This is a genomic window from Natranaerofaba carboxydovora, assembly GCF_022539405.1.
Lineage (GTDB): Bacteria > Bacillota > Natranaerobiia > Natranaerobiales > Natranaerofabaceae > Natranaerofaba > Natranaerofaba carboxydovora.
Genome location: NZ_CP054394.1, coordinates 1217212 through 1235050 on the forward strand (window position 1 = coordinate 1217212; position 17839 = coordinate 1235050).

Here is a 17839-nt window from a genome sequence, read left to right on the forward strand (position 1 = left end):
TTTTAAATTAGTGTTACCGCAATTCATTTCAAGGAGGTGGTAATAAATATAAAGCTTGTAGCTTATACTGAACAATTATTCAGAATATTGAAAAGAAAATTAACTACAAGGAGGGGTCAATATGAATAAGAAGGTTGGAATTTTAACTTTAGGAATTTTTTTAATCGTTTCGCTTACGTTTGCTTTAGGTGGCTGTGGGCCAGAAGCTGAGGATGAGTTTGTTACTATAGGTGCAGGAAGTCCAGGTGGTGTCTATTATCCATTAGGTGCAGGAATTGACTATGTTCTAGAAAGAAGAGATGAAGATCTTAGTGCAAGTTCTGAAACAACTGGAGCATCAGTTGAAAATGCTCGTTATGTTGCAGATGAAACACATACAATGGGGATGGCAATGTCTAACATAGCTTATGATGCAATACAAGGAGAAGGAGATTTTGAGGATGATGGAGAACTACCACTACGCACACTGTTTTCTATGTACGAGGCTCAGCAGCATTTAATTGTTCCTGAAGATTCAGATATAGAATCAGTATATGACCTTGAAGGAAAGTCTGTTAGTGTTGATACTATGGGAAGTGGTTGTCAGGTCACCTCATATATTATATTAGAGTATGCAGAAATTTTAGATGATGTAGATACAGAGTATTATTCTCAGCCCGAAGCAAGAGACGCATTGATAGATGGTGATGTTGACGCTGTATTTTATAATTTTGCTTCAGAGGCTGGCGTGATTGAAGAGATTGAGGCAAGTCGAGACATAAGGTTCATCCCTATGGACGATGATTTAATGGCTGATATAGTTGATGATTATCCTTACTTTTTCGAAGGTGAGATCCCTGAAGGACACTATGGTTTAGAAGAAGATGTACCTTCGTTAAATGTTGGTAACTTGATGCTAGTACATGAAGATATGGATGAAGATTTTGCTTATGAGCTGTTAACTCATATTTTCCATGAAGAATCATTAGAGGAACTTGAAGGAATTCATCCGATGGCAGATCATTTTGAAGTGAGTGAAGATGTAGAACCAGCTTTACATCCAGGCGCAGAAAAGTTTTTGGAAGAACAGTAAAATGAGGAGCAGAGGCTAATGCCTTTAACTAGACAAAGGTTAGTTATACTATTAACTTTAGGTTTGTTCTTAATTGTGGGAGCCCTCCTTGTACTAGGAGGGTTATCCCATGAATATTATTTAATTATCAAAGATGGAGATACTGATGACGTACTTGTTAAACGTCAGGTAAACCTAGGGCAAAAGATTACTTTATGGTATGTTCATTCTGCTGATGGTACTCCAGTAACTCAGGTGTTTCAGGTAAAGGAAAAAGGAGAATTATCCCTGGAGAAAGAAAAATATGAATGGTATGGAGCTGGTCTTGAAGCGGGTTCGGGTGATTTAGAATATTCATCAAAAAACGGTGAAGTGATTGTAAGTGGTTACGATCGTTCTTTTGAGGTGCTTCCTATTAGAGTTGCTAATACAGTACCACAGGTTTTGACTATAGGCGATGAAGAATTTGACTTATCAGAGATTACAAAAGGAGGAACATTACTTAATGTAGAAATTGATTCTGAGTTTTCCTTTATTGGGAATAACAGGACTGATTCTAAATAAAATCTTTAATGAGAGGAGAACTTTATGCTTAAACGATTTGTAGACTCAAAAAAAGATACTTTCACTGAGGAAGCTATCAAAGGAAAGCATAGAGAGTTTCAAGGGAAATTTAATTATTTTGTTACATTTTTCGCAGCTTTTGTTGGATTATATCACATATATACAGCTGCAGTTGGTCCTCCTTTTGCTATATTATTTCGAAATATTCATTGGATGATGATCGGTGTGCTTGTATTTTTATATTTCCCGTTTAGCAAAAACTCTCCTAAAAATCGCCCTCAAATTATTGACATAGTTAGCATTATAGCAACTCTTATAATTGGGTTTTACCTGCTTATTAATATACAAGATATTGCTGGGCGGGCTGGAGCACCAACTACTACAGATTGGATCCTTGGGATGATACTAACACTATTGGTTCTTGATGCTGCGAGACGTACTGTTGGTTGGCCAATAGTTATTATTGCTACCTTATTCTTAATTTACTCATATTTTGGTCCGTATATGCCAGGAGTGCTTCGTCATGCTGGACAAAATGTTGACAGACTATTTTCTTTTCTCTACTTAACAGATGCAGGTATTTTTGGTATTCCCCTGGGGGTTTCTTCTAGATTTATTTTACTCTTTATTGTGTTTGGTTCATATCTTGAAAGAGCTGGCGCCGGAGAGTTTTTCAAAGATTTATCAATAGCTTTAACTGGTAACTATGTTGGTGGACCAGGTAAGGCTTCGATATTATTTAGCGGTTTTATAGGATCTATTACTGGAAGTTCAACTGCTAATGTTGTTACTACTGGTACTTTTACTATTCCTCTTATGAAAAAACTTGGATACAAACCTGCTTTTGCAGGTGGTATTGAAGCTGATGCTTCTACTGGTGGTCAAATACTTCCACCTGTAATGGGTGCCGCTGCCTTTGTGATGGCAGAATACTTAGGAGTAGGTTACGTAACTGTAATGGTTGCAGCTATTATCCCGGCAGCATTTTACTTTATTACATCGTACTATATGGTTCACTTTAGAGCTTTAAAAGAAGGACTAAAGCCAGTTCCCAAAGAGGAACTTCCAAACTTTTGGGATGTTATTAAGAGTGGATTTTATTATTTTATTCCATTGGTTTTACTTATTTTTATGCTTGTTCAAGGTTTTACGGCTACACGCTCGGTGCTATTTGCTATTATTTCAACAATAGTGATAAGTTGGTTCAAGAAAGAAACATTTATGGGACCGTATGATATTTTGTTAGCTACCGCTGATGGAGTCAAAAAAGCGTTAGAAGTTGTAGCTGCCTGTGCTGCAGCAGGGATAATTATCGGAGTAGTTACAATGACGGGCCTTGGAGTTAGTTTCTCGACACTTGTAGAACATCTTGCAGGAGAAAGTTTATTCCTAGGGCTACTTTATACCGTGATTGCTTCTATTATACTTGGCATGGGTGTACCTACAACTGCTAAATATATTATTCTTGCAACCCTTGTAGCACCCGCACTTCATAACCTTGGAGCACCACTTCTTGCAGCACATTTATTTATACTATACTTTGGAACCGATGCGGATATTACTCCACCCGTTGGGCTAGCAGCTTATGCGGCAGCTGGACTGTCTGGTGCCCATCCTTTAACCACAAGTATTGAGGCATTCAAAATGGGTATTACAGCCTTTATTGTTCCTTTTATGTTTATATATGGTGAAGCTTTGTTGATGCAGGGAGATGTACAGTGGATAATACTAGCTGTGATTACTGGATTCATCGCATGTGTGGGGCTTGGAGCTGCAATACAGGGCTATTTTGTACGTGTTATGCCCTGGTGGCATCGTATAATCTTGTTTATAGGCGCAGTTATGCTAATGGAAGCTTCGCTAATGATTGATGCAATAGGATTACTATTAGCTGGTTTTGTCTTTGCAATAGAGTTTATTGCTAAAAGAAAAGAAGAAAACGAGACTGCTGTTAGTTAAACTGTATAAGAGAAATTAAACAAAATAAACATGATATAAAGAAACATGATATAAACAATAAAATAAACCCCAACTATAGGGGTTTATTTTATATTTTGTAATATTATTATCAGCTCTTAATTATCAGCTCTTAAACTATTGTTTTTTTCTAAATAATAATAGTTTAACAGGACTTTTAGTATAGCTGCAATAGGCACTGAGATGATAAAGCCAACTATACCGTAAAGTGCACCACCAATGGAAATAGCAATAACTATTGTAAAAGGTCTCAAATCAACAGCTTTCCCTAATAGAACGGGATATAAAACAAAAGCATCTATACTCTGAATTACTACATACATTAATGCTACAATTATTGCTGTTTCGATAGAGTAAGATAATGCAACTATAATGGCAGGTATCGCTGCAATATATGGGCCAATGTAGACGATAATATTTAGTATTGCAGCCAACAAACCAAGTAAAATATAAAATCTTATATCAATGATAAAAAGACCAAGTCCTGTGACAAAGCCTACCAAAGAGCAGCGAATTAAATTTCCTCTTAAAAATTGTCCAACTTTTAAGTCTATAACTTTTAGAACCTCCCTCGCCTCATCCTGGCGTTTTGATGGTACGAAGGAAATCACTCCTGATTTTATCTCTTTAATATCTTTTAATAGATAAAAGACTAAAAATATTAAAATCAAAAATTCAAAGAAAACTGTAATTAAAGCAAATATTAAATTCGTCAGCTGTTTAGATACTTCGTGAAGGCCTTCTAAAGCTCCTGGAAAAGCGTCAAATAGTTCTTCTAAATTTTGTGCAAATTCAGGTGCTTCCATTAGCAGATACAATTTTTCAAGATATCCCTGCTCCTCAATATATTCAAATAACACTGGTGCATAATTGGCTAAAGCTAATACTTCGGCATATAGTCTGGGTATAGTAAAATACAAAAATCCCAATAAAAAGAACATTAGTAGTGAAAAAGTAATAACGACGGCGGAAGTTCTTGAAAATTTTTGCTTCTCTAGCCAATCAGTGAAAGGGCTTACAGAATAAACAATTAAAACACTTATTAAAAATAAAGATATGACCCACGATACCTTATAAATAAACCAGATTGAAAATAAAATGCCGAATATAACACCTATTATTTTTAATGAAAGAAACCAGTATTGGCGGATTTTTTCTTTTTCATCCATAATTAGAAGCCTCCAAAAGAAATATTTGTTATTCGGTAATTCTGATAAATTTAAAATTTAAGGTATCGACGAGGCCTCTATTTGTAAGTCTTAATTCTGGTAATACAGGTAAGCTCAAAAGAGCCATTGTCATAAATGGCGAGACTATATCACAACCGAGTTTTTTCCAGGCTTCAGCCATATCATCTACCAATTTAGCTACTTCTTCTACTGGTTTATCTGAGATTAAGCCTGCTATGCTTAGAGGCAGGAGAGCTAATACTTGTTTGTCTTTGACAGCTATCATCCCCCCACCTTCTTCTGCTAAAATATTACCGGCATAAGCCATATCTTCGTCATTAGTTCCCGTTATTAATAGATTATGACTGTCATGTGCTACAGTAGAAGCTACTGCACCTTCTTTTATTCCAAATCCTTTTACAAAACCTAGACCGAAACTTCCTTCTCCTCTGTGTCTATCCATAACCATTGCTTTAATAATATCGTTTTCTAAAGAAGGCTGTACTTTTCCTTCGTTAACTGGCAGATCGATAATTTTGTGTTTTGTTCCAACTTGTGCTTCGACAATTTCCATTACATTTGTTTTTACGGTATTTTCGTGTGTGTTGACTTTAACTTCAAAGTCTTCTGGTTTTAAATTTTCTTGAAGGTGAACAGAGTTTGAAGCAGATTTTGGGTATTCATATGTGTTTAGGGAAGTCGTTAATTCACCATGTTCTGCGATAACCTCTCCCCTTGCTATTACTTTATCAATACTTACATCAGCTAGGTCTTTGATAAATAGAATATCAGCATAACGACCTGGAGAAATACTCCCCATAAATCTATCTACATTGAAGCATTGTGCAGTATTTATTGTAACCATCTGTATAGCAGTAATAGGATTCAATCCTTCCTGGATGGCTCTTCTGACTACATGATCTAAATGTCCTTTCTCGAGGAGTGTGTGTGGGTGAACATCGTCAGAAACAAGGATACCATAACGGGAATCTATATTATTTTCCGTAATTGCCTTGATGTTTTCTTTAACATCATGCCAGGCTGATCCTTCTCTCATTTTGGCATACATTCCAAGTCTCATCCTTGATATAGCATCTTCCTTTGAAGTACCTTCATGACAGGATGCTATACCAGCAGCAGAATAAGCCTGCAAACCTTTTTCAGTGTCAGGTATAGAATAATGACCGGTTATGACTTTTCCACTTTTAAGAGTAGCTTTTAACTCTTCGTGAACATCCGTATCTCCAAAAATAACTCCAGGGAAATTCATCATCTCGCCAAGTCCAATAATCTCTTCCCATTGCATAGCTTCTTCTATTTCTTCGGGTCCAAATATTGCTCCTGCATCTTCAAAACCTGGAGCAGATGGGACGCAAGATGGCATAGTAGCTAGCACTCTTAATGGAAGGTCTCTTCCTTCTTCTATCATGTATTTAACTCCATCCATTCCAAGTACATTTGCAATTTCATGGGGGTCCATAAAGATAGTGGTTGTCCCTTTTGGAAGAACAGCTTTAGCGAACTGTGTGACAGTGACCATACTGCTTTCTACATGAACATGGCCATCCATAAACCCAGGAGCAAGATAATATCCCGAAGCATCGATTATTTTTGTGTTATCTCCGATTGTATGATCTGCCTTTCCTACTAGTACAACTCTGCTAGCTTTTATTGCTATATCTTTATTTTCTTCGATCTCTCCAGTGTTAACGTTTACAATATTCCCATTTTTGATTACCATGTCTGCTTTGTTATTTCCCATTGCAGTTATTGAAAGAGTTTCTGTTAATTTTGATAATTTATGGCCTTCGCCGTTTCTTTTATTACTATGCATTAACTAATCCTCCTATCGCGTATAGTTATTAAAATTTATTAGGTATTTTTAGATATATGAAACATTTCGTTATTAATCGACATACTCCTTTAGACTAATATTAATAAATTATAAGATAGGGATATGAGTGGAGTTATATTTTATTGAATTTTTGATGTAGGTGTCAGTTTTTGCGCTTTCCCGGGAAATTATTAAATATAAACTTTAGAATTTTCCCGAGGGTATCTTTTTTTGGCTTGTTTTTTTCTAATTCTTTTAACTCTTCTAGTTCTTCAAATTTAGCTAACTTTTCTTCTCCTGCAAGGGCTTCAACATGATGTGTTAACTCATGTTTTATTGTTGATAGTATCTCTTCTTGCCATTTTTTATCTGTTTTGTTTTCCAAAATTTCATTAAAAGAGCCATAATAAAGAACAACATATTTACCCAAATCATCATTGATGTATTCACCCATTATATAGTAATCGTCTTCTGCTTTTGTTTCTTGCATAATAATGATTCCCATATTGAGGTTTTTCATTAACTCAGGAGGAATCTTATTATTAATTATTTGATTAACACAACTTTTAAATTCAGAAAAGTTCATATTAAATTTGCTCCTCCTAAAGTTGTTAAGTATTAACCTAAATTATAATATACTTCTTCTTATTTTAAAAATAGGCTTCTTATAATTCATTGTTTTGGTGGTCTCAGAGCACCTACCTTGCTACCAACATGTCGGGGGAACTTGCTAAAAAATCGCGCAAATTAAAAGCTCATTTATGGTAGCAGGTAGGTGCTTTTAATAAATATCAACAATGAACTATAACAGAGCTAAAAATAAAAAACCGTGAGAATCTATTTCATTTTTCTCACGGTTTTTTAATGTTATTATTTTAATCTCCTAATATACCTTTTCTATAAGATTTTAGATAGCTGCTGCAAAAATTATCATTACCCATCAAAGCCCTGGTCGATACTATTCTAGCCATCATTTCTTTATCTGTAGGATCTAAGATTACTGAATCAAGTCCTGACTTCATACATAAGATCATGAAGGTTTGGTTTAGTATTTTTCTCTTAGGAAGACCATAAGAGACATTACTTAAACCACATATGGTGTGGACATCATTGAATTCTGAATGTACTCTTTCTATGGTTTCAAATACAGACATTCCATTATTAGTATCTGTGCTGATAGGCTGAATTAATGGATCGACGTAAATATCGTCTTCCTTAACCCCTTCGGCTTTTAAATCATTTATAACTTTTTGTGCTACTTCAAATCTTTTTGCTGCGCCCTGGGGTATACCATCATCATCCATGCAAAGAACTACTACCTTACAATTGTATTCTTTCACTAGAGGTGTTAGCCCATCATATCTTTCTTTTTCACCACTGATTGAATTTAACATAGGTTGTCCGTTTTTGTGTGCCTCTAGCCCAGCTTTTACTGCTTCTGGATTTGGACTGTCAATGCATAGAGGCAAATCAACTTCTTCTTGAACAGTTTCTACAAGCCACTGCATTAACTCTGGTTCGTTATTTATAAAGGTTCCACAGTTTACATCGATATAATGGGCTCCGGCTTCTTTTTGGTCTTTTGTAACTTTTTTAATGAACTCATCATCTTTGTTTTCTACTGCTTCTTTAATCGATTTTCTACTTGTGTTTATTTTTTCCCCTACTATGAGCATCAGCTTACCTCCCCTATTTTAGTATTACTGACTATCTGTCTTTACACCTGATATTTTTTCAGCTTCTCCCTCTCTTGGAGCTGTCTTATCAGCTGGGTACCAGAATCCTGCAACCTTTGCAAGTACAAGTAAAGCTACAGCTGCTGCTATCAACAACCCTGTGGTTATTTCTGGTGCCATAACAAAGAAAACTGGAACAAAGGCTGTTAAAACTAACTGTGTCCATGCGAAGATAATATATGCTATTCCGTAATCTTCTAGGGTTTCACTTCTATAATCAGGATCTACAATGCGAAGTAAAACAACACCAAAAGCAACTACTCCACTACACCAACCGAAGTTGAAAATACCTCTTTCGAACCAGAAGTTATTAAGCATTCTTGGCGCAATGTAGAATAGGTTAAATAGTAACCACCCGACACCTACGATAACTAAGAACAATAGTGGTTGCCAAAGCTCTAATACTACTGAAATTTGGATTGAAGCTACACCAAAGCCAACCATGAAATCTGAAACTGTACTTCCAATCCTTGTGATTACTTCTTTATCAATGTACTGAGCCATGTTTAGTCTTTCCAATAAAGCCTGGAAAGCAAATCCAAAGATAACTGCAGTAGCTAGTTCAGGAATATACAAAGGTTCACCTGCCACTTTGAATTGTCCGAGCCATTCTGTCAGATAAACACCTGCGAGAGTAACTAGCAAAACTAAAGCAAGATGCCATGCAAGAGGATCTATAGACATTGGAGAAGTTGTTGAAGATCCCATACTTTGTCTATCTTTTTCCTCAACAAGGCCTTTAGTCATAGAAGGAGGTAAGTTTCCAACCTCATCAACAATCCTTGTATAACCTTTTTTAGTCGCCTGTTTGATGATAAAAATACCTAAAAATACTGCCATTAATAAACCTATAGTTGCCATAGTCATCCCTATTGTAACAGGATCTTCAAAACCATATTGTCCAAAGGTAGTTCCGATAGCAGTTGCATAACCGTGGCCACCGGCAAAACCTGCAGGAAGCATCCAGGCGAAACCTTCGTGAAGATCTGGCCATACTATCCTAAACACAGTGATTCCTAAGAGTGCCCCTATGGCAAATTGTGCGACCTCGGCAAATTTGTTAAAGAAAAATGTTGGCCCTGCTTTATTTACAATCGACTTTAGACCTTTTACTTTCTTTCTACCTATAGGGAAAGTTGCAAAAAGTATTACAACTAAAAGCCAGGCGTAGTTAGCAATTGCTTCAGACCATGGTATAACATCTATCAACTGCGGCCCAAATATTAGTCCGATAAATCCAGCAATTATTGATGGCGGGATGAAGAAATTTTGAAAGAATGCTACCCTTGTTCTTAAAAGTTTTCCTATAAATATCAATAGTGCCATTAAGCCGAAGTCCTTTAATATTGCTAAAGGAGCTCCTTCCATAATAGCTGAAATAACTTCTGGATGTTCAATTGCCTCCGAAATCATTTCTGGGGACATATTTCACCCTCCTTTTTAATTTTGTCCCAATATGGAAAAACGGATGGATATTTCCCGGGGTCTTAGTGACCCCGGAGTATTTATAACTAATCAAGCTTAATATTTGGTTCTTTTTCTTTTATCTTTTCATCAGCTTCTTTAGGAATTGGGTTTGGTTTATAGTTTTCTAATAGATCTTTAGCTTTAACTTCTGCCTTATCCCACAGGTCCTTTGCACCTGCTTTTTCCCATCCGGCATAATCGGTACGAGCTGCTAGTTCTGGGAAGAAGAGTTCTTTTCTCATGTGTTTAGTTGTGTGTTTTTGACTTAAGAAGTCGCCTCCCGGTCCTACTTTAGAAATAACATCAACTGCTAAAGTCTCTTCGTTTACATCAATTCCTTTTAGTGTCCTTAAAATATATCCATTGGCTTCGCTGTCGATCACATATTGAGCGTAGCTTAGTGTCATACAGCTATCTAACATACCTGCAGCTTCATGAATGAAATTAGCTCCAGATAGGGCTGGTAATATAGCAGTCATAGCTTTCTCAAAGCCAGCCTGCTGGTCTAGCTGTTTTGAATCAGTGATTCCTCCAGTAGAATATAAAGGTAGGTCATAATATTGGGCTAACTGAGCCGTAGCAGCGTTCATCATAGCAGCTTCTGGGCTACCAAAAATACAATTCATCGTTTTCATGTCCATTATTGTAGGAACAGTCGAGTATAGTACAGGAGCTCCTGGATTTACTAATTGAGTCATTATAACACCTGCAAGTGCTTCTGCATTGATTTGTGCTAATGTTCCAGCTAAAGTTACGGGAGCTGTAGCACCAGAGAGAGGTGCACATGATGTTGCTACCGGTATTTCTTCTTCTGCAATTCTCATCAATATTTTCACATGATTATCTTCATACTGCAGTGGACTAACAACACTTGATATAAAAGATATGAAAGGTTTTTCTTTTAGATTTTCTTTGCCTCCAGCAATTTCGGTAGCCATATCAATGACTCTTTCACAACCATCTATAGTGTATACTCCTCCCATGATTGGCTTTGTAGTGTTGTTCATAGCATGATAAAATCTATTGACATCAGCATCTTTTGTTTCAATTTCATTTGGATAACAGGGTATTAGATAAAAGTGAATATTATCTAATGCATCTACTAGCTTGGCCGTCTTTTGAACGTCATCACAAGTGGTTTTAACCCTATTTCTGTCAAGATTTAAGATAGACAATGCAGTCCCACCTGTACCTAGATAAACTTTAGTTCCTCCAAGCTCTACATTATCTTTGCTTTCATCTCTACTGTATATAGTAACCGTGGAAGGAGCACTTTCTACTGCCCTGGTAGCGATATCCCGATCAAAATAAACTAATTTTTTCTCATAATCTACTTTAGCCCCTTTTTCTTCGCAGAGTTCTAAAGCTTCTTTGTCACCTAATTTAACCCCTACTTCTTCTAATAACTGCATAGAAGCTTGATGAATTTTTTCGATATCCTCCTGGCTTAAAAACTTTAAATAGTTTGCTTCTACTCCGCCCTTTAACATAATTATTCTACCTCCTTTCAATAATTTTGTTAGCTTACTTGCATAATATCTTTTGACAACTCTACAGCTGAAGATGCATCAGATCCGTACCCATCCGCTCCAATCTCCTCTGCAAACTCTTCACTGACCGGTGCTCCTCCAACAATTATCTTGGCATCTATATTGTTGTCTTTTAATGCATTAACTGTTTCTTTCATTGCAGGCATAGTTGTTGTTAATAGTGCAGAAAGTCCCATTATTTCAGGTTTGTGTTCTTTAGCTGCTTCAACAAAATCATTTACAGGCACATCGATTCCAAGATCAACCACTTCAAATCCAGAGCTTTCAAGCATCATGACTACCATATTTTTACCTATATCGTGTAGGTCTCCTTCTACTGTACCAACAACTACCTTGCCTAAATAGTGATGATCACCTTCCTGCATCATTGGTTTTAGATATTCTAAACCTTTTTTCATAGCTTCAGCACACATAAGAACTTCGGGTACAAATAACTCCCCTGAAGCCATTTTAGGTCCGATTTCATCCATAGCTTTAGTTAATCCCTCTTGAGTGATCTGTTGAATAGGGACATCACTGTTTAAAGCTTCTTTAATATTCTCTACAACATCCTCTTCTTCTCCTGCCATAACAGCTTCACGAATTTTCTCGGTTGCTTCCATTTAAATTCCTCCTTTTTCTAACTAAAGTTTATTTACGCTCAATTTGGTTTCGTAATAATACTAACATGACTTCATATGACATTGTTTAACACTATTCTGCTTATTTTGATATAAATCTATCGGAATACAATATTATAATTGTTTTAAATATATTGAAAATTGATCGATACTCAAACACAAAAAAAGGCAGGGTTATAAACCCTACCTTACAAGCATTTTCTTTAAATTTTTTTCAAGATAATCTTTAGTCTCTAGTGCATCTGAAAAATAATAATCTGCCCCTATCTCATTTGCAAAAACATCGGTTACAGGTGTTCCTCCAACTACTATTTTAAGATTTTTCCTTAATGGAAGCTTATTAACTTCTTTTATTATATCCTGCATCACTTTCATTGTTGTGGTTAAAAGAGCTGAAATCATTAAAAAATCTGGCTCTTCTTCTTTCACTGCTTTTACGAATCCTTCGACTGTAATATCTACACCTAGGTCTATTACTTTAACACCTAAAGAATTCAAATAAATTTTCACAAGGTTTTTTCCAATGTCATGTATGTCTCCTTCAACAGTACCTAGGACTGCCTTTGCTTTAAAGTGATTATTGTCTGACTTAAAATAAGGCTCTAAAATTGTATACCCAGCATACATTGCCCTTGCTGACATTAATACTTCAGGAACAAGAACTTTTTCGTTTTTAAACTTTTTGGCTACGTCATCAATACCTGATATAATGCCTTTTTCTAAAACAACTTCAGGTGGATACCATTTTTTTAGTGCTTCTTTAGTAAGTTCCATTACTTTTTCGGCTTCACCTACATAAATTGCTTCTCTAATTTTTTGAAAAAAATCCTCCATTTTAAATTAGCACCTCTCAAACTTATTAGAATAAACTGTTTTTATAAACTATAGGAGTAACACCAATATATTGTTTAAATATTTTTGAAAAATAGCTTTGGTTTTTAATCCCAACAGACCTAGCTACTTCTCCTACACTCATTTCGGGCTTTTTTAGTAGTTCTACAGATTTCTCAACTCTTACTCGGGTTATATATTCATTAACAGTGCAATTCATTTCTTGTCGAAAAAGCCTGCTTAAATGTGATTCACTAATGCATAAATAATTACTAACATCTTCAATTTTTATTTGCTTATCATAATTTTCCATAATATAATTTCTAGCTTCCTTAACAAGATTTAAATACTTCTTATCCGCTAACGCAAATATATTTTCAAGAAACTTTTCGACTATTGCCCAAACTTTATAAATTAATTCTTCAACTTCTAAATTTCTTATCTCATTATTAAATTTTTCAAGTAGTTTCATGGTTGTTTCCGCATCAGAACCTCCGTCTACTGCTGCCCGCGAAACAAGAGAAGTCAATTCTAATACTCTTGCACGTATTATATGCTTCTTGCCTCCGGTTTTAATGTATAGGTCGCTTAGGAGGTCCTCAAGGATTTTTGTAGTATTGGTCTTATCACCTAATCGGACATAACGTAATAGTTTTTTTTCTTTTTTGAAGTAACTTTCGTATATATCCGGCACTTGATATTTTTTGCGTTGTTTCTTTTTTTCTTCTAATTTTTGTCTAATAATTTCTTGCTCCATTTTAATCGATTTTTCTTCTTCTAAGAAATGTATACTTCTTTTAGTTAGGTGATTGACCATTATGAAAAGCATGTCAGCAGCAGCTTGGGAATTATCTGAGGATAATACTTCAATATTTAAGGCAAGTTCTTTTAATTTATCAAATTCTTCTATAATAGGTTTTAAAGAGTTTAGTTCATACCAAAAAAAATCATCAGGTTTCCAAAGTAATACCTGTCCACATATTATGCTTCCAATCGGATTATCCTGCATGTATATAGGTACTGCCCATATAACTAATCCAGCATGGCATCTAAAAAAATATGGTTCTTTCCATTTTACAGCTTCTCTATGAGCCCTTTCGTAACACGATTGACAAAGATCATTTCCTTCTTTGGTACTACGTATCATCTTACAAAACTCTTTTCTATCAATATCTTCAGGTGAATAGAAAGTTTGCCCTTTTTCATCAACTATTTCTACATTTAAACTAGTTGCTATACAAAAGCTTTTTAATACATCATTAAAGTATCTTTGATCAATAAAGTCTTTATTAGCAATGCTTTGTTGAGTCAAACTACTCACCTCGTTAAGTTTAGAAAACTCGACAATTGTATTATAAATTTTCTGAATATAAGTGACATATCTCACAAACAAAGTATACCATCAAGTATTTTTTTTATCAATTTATGATTATAAGGTGATAATAGGGAGAAAAGTATAAAAAAACCGTGGATGTATATTGCATCCACGGTTGAAGTCATATGTTAAATGGTCGGAGCGGCAGGATTTGAACCTGCGACCTCTACACCCCCAGTGTAGCGCCCTGCCAAACTGGGCCACGCCCCGACGCGTTTTATATTATAACTTATATAAATATTTATTTCAAGCTAAACGATAATATTTCTATAATACTAAGCAAAAGAAATAAAAAATGTTATGTGAAATCTTTAATTTTTAGCAGGTAAAATTTCATTGATGTGTAAAATATATTATAACAGAGAGTTTTCATTAAAATTAACTTAATTACATAACTTAAATCTATTTTGAAAAGGAGAGTGGAATATGACTATTAAATTAGGAATTGACAAAAAAGGTGAAAAAGTTGAGTTTGATTTAGAAGAAAACAACAATATTTGTATAGTTGGAAATGTAAAATCTGATAAAGTTGAACTAGCCAAGAAAATCATGGAACAGTTTGAGGGCTCTTCTATATGGTTTAAACCTGGAGATGAATTTAATGTTAATAATGAAGATGGGCTTGTTGTAATTGAAGATGTAGATAACTTAGAAGAGTCTAAAACTCTTAAAGAAATAATTGACCACCCTACTAAAACCATTATAATAACAACTGAATTTGACGAAGAAACAATTCCAGATAATATAATCAAAAATATAGATATCTTTTTTATAGGATATATAAGAAGTGTAGCGAACTACCCTACCCAGAGACTTAAACTTACGAAAAGCACAATGTATTTGGATAACGGAGAGTTTATAGTATCTAGAGAAAATCAAAAAGAAAGAAAAATAAATATTGAGGATATCGGGTAAGTATATTTAGTAATTAGTAATCTTAAGCTCTGTTTTATACAGAGCTATTTTTTTTGGTTACTTTTAAAATTTTTTGTTATATTTACCTTGACACAACCTCAAAATCTGTTATAATACAATATACAAGATAATAAAAACTGTTGCATAACACATAATTTGATTTAAACAAAAGATTAATAGGAGTTTTAAAATAAATTAGGGGGTATTTAAAATGAAAAACATATTTTCTGTAAGTTTGTTATTAGTAGTTAGTGGGTTGTTACTTAGTATGATAGGATATACAGCACCTATATTAATCATAATTTTAGGAATTGGATGGTTAGGGTTATTCTCAAGTGGAGCGATATTATTAAAATGTCAACTTACAGCTAATCACGTATGCAAATGCTGTAGAGAACCTTGGAGTGTAGTTACCTTTACAAAGAATGTTGTGGAAACCACACAAGAACATTTATGTCCTGACTGTAGAGAAGAAGTATTTTAAAAATGATAGAGGATTAAATAAATGAAGGCTACTTCTTATTAGAAGTAGCCTTCATTTATTATATTGGGAAAAAGAGATTTTTAATCAATTATTAGCCACCGAATATTCTCCGCCACCAAGGTTTGTCTTGTTCTATTTCTTCTTGTAAATCTTTTATTAAGTCTACGATTTCCTGTTCTATCTCTTCAAATCTTTCTTTTATATCACCCATCATATCGTAAATTTTCCACTCTCCATTAACAAGGCGAAGCTCTACTTCTCCTTCATGAGTTATAGTATCTGTTTCTTTAATGTATTCTGTTAGTAATTCATTAACACTCTCAATCATAACTGTCATATCTTTATCTTCACTTGACATTTCGACAATTTTGGGTATACCTTCTTCAGACAATCTATCAAGAACCTTTTGAAAATCTGGTTTTGTTATTTTCACATCTACTATTGCTGTATCATTAGACTTTTTGTATTCGAAAATTTCTAGATCGTATTTATTTTTTGTTTCGTGTAGATCTTCTAAGTCTTCAATGCCTGCATAAATGTACTCAAGTTCTTCCTCTCTGCCTTCTTTAATTAGTTTTTCAGCTTTATCAACTTCACCATCTACAAAAAGTAGTTTCCAGTATTCTTCTACAACTTTGTCTGGTGCTTTGAAGTTTTCATCGTCATTTATATACACAGTTTTGCTTTCGTCATTCCATTTGACATATGCTCCAAGAGCCTCAGAAACAAAGCGTAATGGTATTACTGTTCTACCTGTATCAGTTATTTCTGGTGTGGTATCCATTTTGTAATCATCACTTTTTTCTCCATTTATTTCATAGTATTTGTTGCCAATCTCTAATGAAATTTCGGTACCATTTTTTTCGATTTTGATTGTATTGTTATTACCATTCCATTCAAAATTAGCCCCTAGTTCTTCGCCAATTAATCTTAATGGAATTTGTACCCTGTTATTATCATCAATAAATGGCTTTTGTTCTTCTAATGAAACTTTTTCATAATTAATATAAACGTCAATATCATTACTGCTTGCTATCGCATTTGTTGTACCGGCTAATAATATAACAACTAATAGTAAACTTAATACTAGAGCTTTTTTCATAAATATGACCCCTCCATGGCTTATTCTCCTATTTAGACGTAAGATACCTCTTTTATTGTTCATATTTTTTTGTTTTTTATTAAAAAATTTATAAAAAAAAGAGAGCCATGTTTAATATTGAAGGCTCTCGTAATAATCAAATATAATACCCATTATGAGTAAGTATTTTTGTTACGCTTCTACTATAGCTTCCTCTGGACACTCATCAACACAAGTGCCACAATCATTACACTTTTCTGGGTCGATTACAAAAATGTCATCGCCTTCGCTAATAGCTTCCTCTGGACATTCATCCTCACACATACCGCACTGAATACAGTCTTCAGTAATCTTATAAGCCATTTTATACACCTCTCTTTTTTTATTTTAATGTTATCATCATATTATAATTAGTACAAGGGTAAATTTTTATAAGGAGATTTTTAACTCCACTGGACAATGATCACTTCCCGTTATATTTGAGTGTATTATTGAATCTTTAATATGCTCTTTGATTTTATCTGAAACAATAAAATAATCTATTCTCCAACCAACATTTCTTTCTCTAGCTTTTCTCATATAAGACCACCATGTATAGGCATCTTTTTTTTCTGGATATAAATATCTGAAAGTATCAACAAAGCCAGCTTCAAGTAACCTGGTCATTTTGTCTCTTTCCTCATCAGAGAAACCAGCATTTTTTTTGTTGGATTTGGGGTTAGCAAGATCTATCTCCTGATGTGCCACATTTAGATCTCCGCATAGAATTACTGGTTTACTTTCATCTAATTCTATTAAGTAATTTCTAAAAGTATCTTCCCAATTCATCCTATGTTCTAGTCTTACAAGGCCTCTTTGAGAGTTTGGGGTATATACATTGACAAGATAGAATCCATCATATTCTAGTGTGATAACTCTCCCTTCTTCATCATTTTCGTTATTTCCAACCCCATAACTTACTTTATGAGGGGTAAATTTAGTAAACACAGCTGTTCCTGAATAGCCTTTTTTTTCGGCATAGTTCCAGTATTGTTCGTATTCTTTTAATTCAAGATCTATTTGGCCATTTTGTAGTTTGGTTTCTTGAATACAAAAGATATCAGCGTTTAATTTGTCAAAAGACTCTAAAAAGCCTTTTTTTAGACTGGCTCTTAAACCATTAACGTTCCATGATACTATTTTCAT

17 protein-coding genes and 1 tRNA gene are annotated in these 17839 nt (G+C 34.5%); 5 read left to right on the top strand and 13 right to left on the bottom strand.

Annotated elements, in window-relative coordinates; genetic code table 11:
* The first annotated feature begins 121 nt into the window (after positions 1-121).
* From ACONDI_RS05890 to ACONDI_RS05900, 3 genes are read left to right on the top strand one after another with little or no spacing between them, the layout of a single operon-like run.
* Entirely contained in the window at positions 122-1072 is a 951-nt protein-coding gene (locus tag ACONDI_RS05890; protein ID WP_241080540.1) for a TAXI family TRAP transporter solute-binding subunit, read from the top strand.
* An 18-nt stretch (positions 1073-1090) separates the two neighbouring features.
* Entirely contained in the window at positions 1091-1615 is a 525-nt protein-coding gene (locus ACONDI_RS05895; RefSeq protein ID WP_241080541.1) for a DUF1850 domain-containing protein, read from the top strand.
* 24 nt (positions 1616-1639) lie between these two features.
* Positions 1640-3574: a TRAP transporter permease gene (locus ACONDI_RS05900; protein ID WP_241080542.1), complete on the top strand. Its 1935-nt coding sequence runs from the start codon at positions 1640-1642 to the stop codon at positions 3572-3574.
* A gap of 116 nt (positions 3575-3690) precedes the next feature.
* Here the strand turns inward: ACONDI_RS05900 and ACONDI_RS05905 are convergent, their stop codons facing one another.
* The 10 genes from ACONDI_RS05905 to ACONDI_RS05950 all read right to left on the bottom strand — a co-directional run bounded on the left by ACONDI_RS05905 (position 3691) and on the right by ACONDI_RS05950 (position 14384).
* Positions 3691-4761, bottom strand: coding sequence for an AI-2E family transporter (locus tag ACONDI_RS05905; RefSeq protein WP_241080543.1), 1071 nt, complete (start codon positions 4759-4761; stop codon positions 3691-3693).
* Positions 4762-4789: 28 nt separating this feature from the next.
* Positions 4790-6595, bottom strand: coding sequence for an adenine deaminase (gene ade / locus ACONDI_RS05910; protein WP_241080544.1), 1806 nt, complete (start codon positions 6593-6595; stop codon positions 4790-4792).
* Between the two features lie 163 nt (positions 6596-6758).
* The gene (locus ACONDI_RS05915) at positions 6759-7181 is read right to left on the bottom strand and encodes a metallopeptidase family protein (protein ID WP_241080545.1); all 423 of its coding nucleotides are present in this window, start codon (positions 7179-7181) and stop codon (positions 6759-6761) included.
* 289 nt (positions 7182-7470) lie between these two features.
* Positions 7471-8271 carry a methyltetrahydrofolate cobalamin methyltransferase gene (locus ACONDI_RS05920; protein ID WP_241080546.1) on the bottom strand — a complete coding sequence of 267 codons (801 nt, stop codon included), beginning with the start codon at positions 8269-8271 and terminating at the stop codon, positions 7471-7473.
* Between the two features lie 24 nt (positions 8272-8295).
* Positions 8296-9756, bottom strand: coding sequence for a sodium/glutamate symporter (locus tag ACONDI_RS05925; protein ID WP_241080547.1), 1461 nt, complete (start codon positions 9754-9756; stop codon positions 8296-8298).
* A gap of 86 nt (positions 9757-9842) precedes the next feature.
* Positions 9843-11288 carry a trimethylamine methyltransferase family protein gene (locus tag ACONDI_RS05930; RefSeq protein ID WP_241080548.1) on the bottom strand — a complete coding sequence of 482 codons (1446 nt, stop codon included), beginning with the start codon at positions 11286-11288 and terminating at the stop codon, positions 9843-9845.
* Positions 11289-11317: 29 nt separating this feature from the next.
* Entirely contained in the window at positions 11318-11950 is a 633-nt protein-coding gene (locus ACONDI_RS05935; protein ID WP_241080549.1) for a cobalamin B12-binding domain-containing protein, read from the bottom strand.
* A 201-nt stretch (positions 11951-12151) separates the two neighbouring features.
* Positions 12152-12802, bottom strand: a complete 651-nt coding sequence (locus ACONDI_RS05940; RefSeq protein ID WP_241080550.1) for a corrinoid protein — start codon at positions 12800-12802, stop codon at positions 12152-12154.
* 25 nt (positions 12803-12827) lie between these two features.
* On the bottom strand, positions 12828-14111 hold the full coding sequence (locus ACONDI_RS05945; protein ID WP_241080551.1) for a PocR ligand-binding domain-containing protein: 1284 nt from the start codon (positions 14109-14111) through the stop codon (positions 12828-12830).
* A 196-nt stretch (positions 14112-14307) separates the two neighbouring features.
* Positions 14308-14384: transfer RNA gene (locus ACONDI_RS05950), tRNA-Pro, on the bottom strand.
* A gap of 216 nt (positions 14385-14600) precedes the next feature.
* Here ACONDI_RS05950 and ACONDI_RS05955 point away from each other — a divergent pair.
* Together ACONDI_RS05955 and ACONDI_RS05960 are read left to right on the top strand one after the other, a co-directional pair.
* Positions 14601-15089, top strand: coding sequence for a hypothetical protein (locus tag ACONDI_RS05955; RefSeq protein WP_241080552.1), 489 nt, complete (start codon positions 14601-14603; stop codon positions 15087-15089).
* A 211-nt stretch (positions 15090-15300) separates the two neighbouring features.
* Positions 15301-15573: a hypothetical protein gene (locus ACONDI_RS05960; protein WP_241080553.1), complete on the top strand. Its 273-nt coding sequence runs from the start codon at positions 15301-15303 to the stop codon at positions 15571-15573.
* A gap of 91 nt (positions 15574-15664) precedes the next feature.
* Here the strand turns inward: ACONDI_RS05960 and ACONDI_RS05965 are convergent, their stop codons facing one another.
* From ACONDI_RS05965 to ACONDI_RS05975, 3 genes are all read right to left on the bottom strand, one after another.
* Positions 15665-16675: a copper amine oxidase N-terminal domain-containing protein gene (locus ACONDI_RS05965; protein WP_241080554.1), complete on the bottom strand. Its 1011-nt coding sequence runs from the start codon at positions 16673-16675 to the stop codon at positions 15665-15667.
* 171 nt (positions 16676-16846) lie between these two features.
* On the bottom strand, positions 16847-17017 hold the full coding sequence (locus ACONDI_RS05970) for a 4Fe-4S binding protein (protein WP_241080555.1): 171 nt from the start codon (positions 17015-17017) through the stop codon (positions 16847-16849).
* A 66-nt stretch (positions 17018-17083) separates the two neighbouring features.
* Positions 17084-17839 carry an exodeoxyribonuclease III gene (locus tag ACONDI_RS05975; protein WP_241080556.1) on the bottom strand — a complete coding sequence of 252 codons (756 nt, stop codon included), beginning with the start codon at positions 17837-17839 and terminating at the stop codon, positions 17084-17086.

Excerpts from the sequence above, each read along its gene's own strand:
- ACONDI_RS05890 (WP_241080540.1), top strand. The coding sequence starts at position 122 with ATGAATAAGAAGGTTGGAATTTTAACTTTAGGAATTTTTTTAATCGTT.
- ACONDI_RS05895 (WP_241080541.1), top strand. The coding sequence starts at position 1,091 with ATGCCTTTAACTAGACAAAGGTTAGTTATACTATTAACTTTAGGTTTG.
- ACONDI_RS05900 (WP_241080542.1), top strand. The coding sequence starts at position 1,640 with ATGCTTAAACGATTTGTAGACTCAAAAAAAGATACTTTCACTGAGGAA.
- ACONDI_RS05905 (WP_241080543.1), bottom strand. The coding sequence starts at position 4,761 with ATGGATGAAAAAGAAAAAATCCGCCAATACTGGTTTCTTTCATTAAAA.
- ade (WP_241080544.1), bottom strand. The coding sequence starts at position 6,595 with ATGCATAGTAATAAAAGAAACGGCGAAGGCCATAAATTATCAAAATTA.
- ACONDI_RS05915 (WP_241080545.1), bottom strand. The coding sequence starts at position 7,181 with ATGAACTTTTCTGAATTTAAAAGTTGTGTTAATCAAATAATTAATAAT.
- ACONDI_RS05920 (WP_241080546.1), bottom strand. The coding sequence starts at position 8,271 with ATGCTCATAGTAGGGGAAAAAATAAACACAAGTAGAAAATCGATTAAA.
- ACONDI_RS05925 (WP_241080547.1), bottom strand. The coding sequence starts at position 9,756 with ATGTCCCCAGAAATGATTTCGGAGGCAATTGAACATCCAGAAGTTATT.
- ACONDI_RS05930 (WP_241080548.1), bottom strand. The coding sequence starts at position 11,288 with ATGTTAAAGGGCGGAGTAGAAGCAAACTATTTAAAGTTTTTAAGCCAG.
- ACONDI_RS05935 (WP_241080549.1), bottom strand. The coding sequence starts at position 11,950 with ATGGAAGCAACCGAGAAAATTCGTGAAGCTGTTATGGCAGGAGAAGAA.
- ACONDI_RS05940 (WP_241080550.1), bottom strand. The coding sequence starts at position 12,802 with ATGGAGGATTTTTTTCAAAAAATTAGAGAAGCAATTTATGTAGGTGAA.
- ACONDI_RS05955 (WP_241080552.1), top strand. The coding sequence starts at position 14,601 with ATGACTATTAAATTAGGAATTGACAAAAAAGGTGAAAAAGTTGAGTTT.
- ACONDI_RS05960 (WP_241080553.1), top strand. The coding sequence starts at position 15,301 with ATGAAAAACATATTTTCTGTAAGTTTGTTATTAGTAGTTAGTGGGTTG.
- ACONDI_RS05965 (WP_241080554.1), bottom strand. The coding sequence starts at position 16,675 with ATGAAAAAAGCTCTAGTATTAAGTTTACTATTAGTTGTTATATTATTA.
- ACONDI_RS05970 (WP_241080555.1), bottom strand. The coding sequence starts at position 17,017 with ATGGCTTATAAGATTACTGAAGACTGTATTCAGTGCGGTATGTGTGAG.
- ACONDI_RS05975 (WP_241080556.1), bottom strand. The coding sequence starts at position 17,839 with ATGAAAATAGTATCATGGAACGTTAATGGTTTAAGAGCCAGTCTAAAA.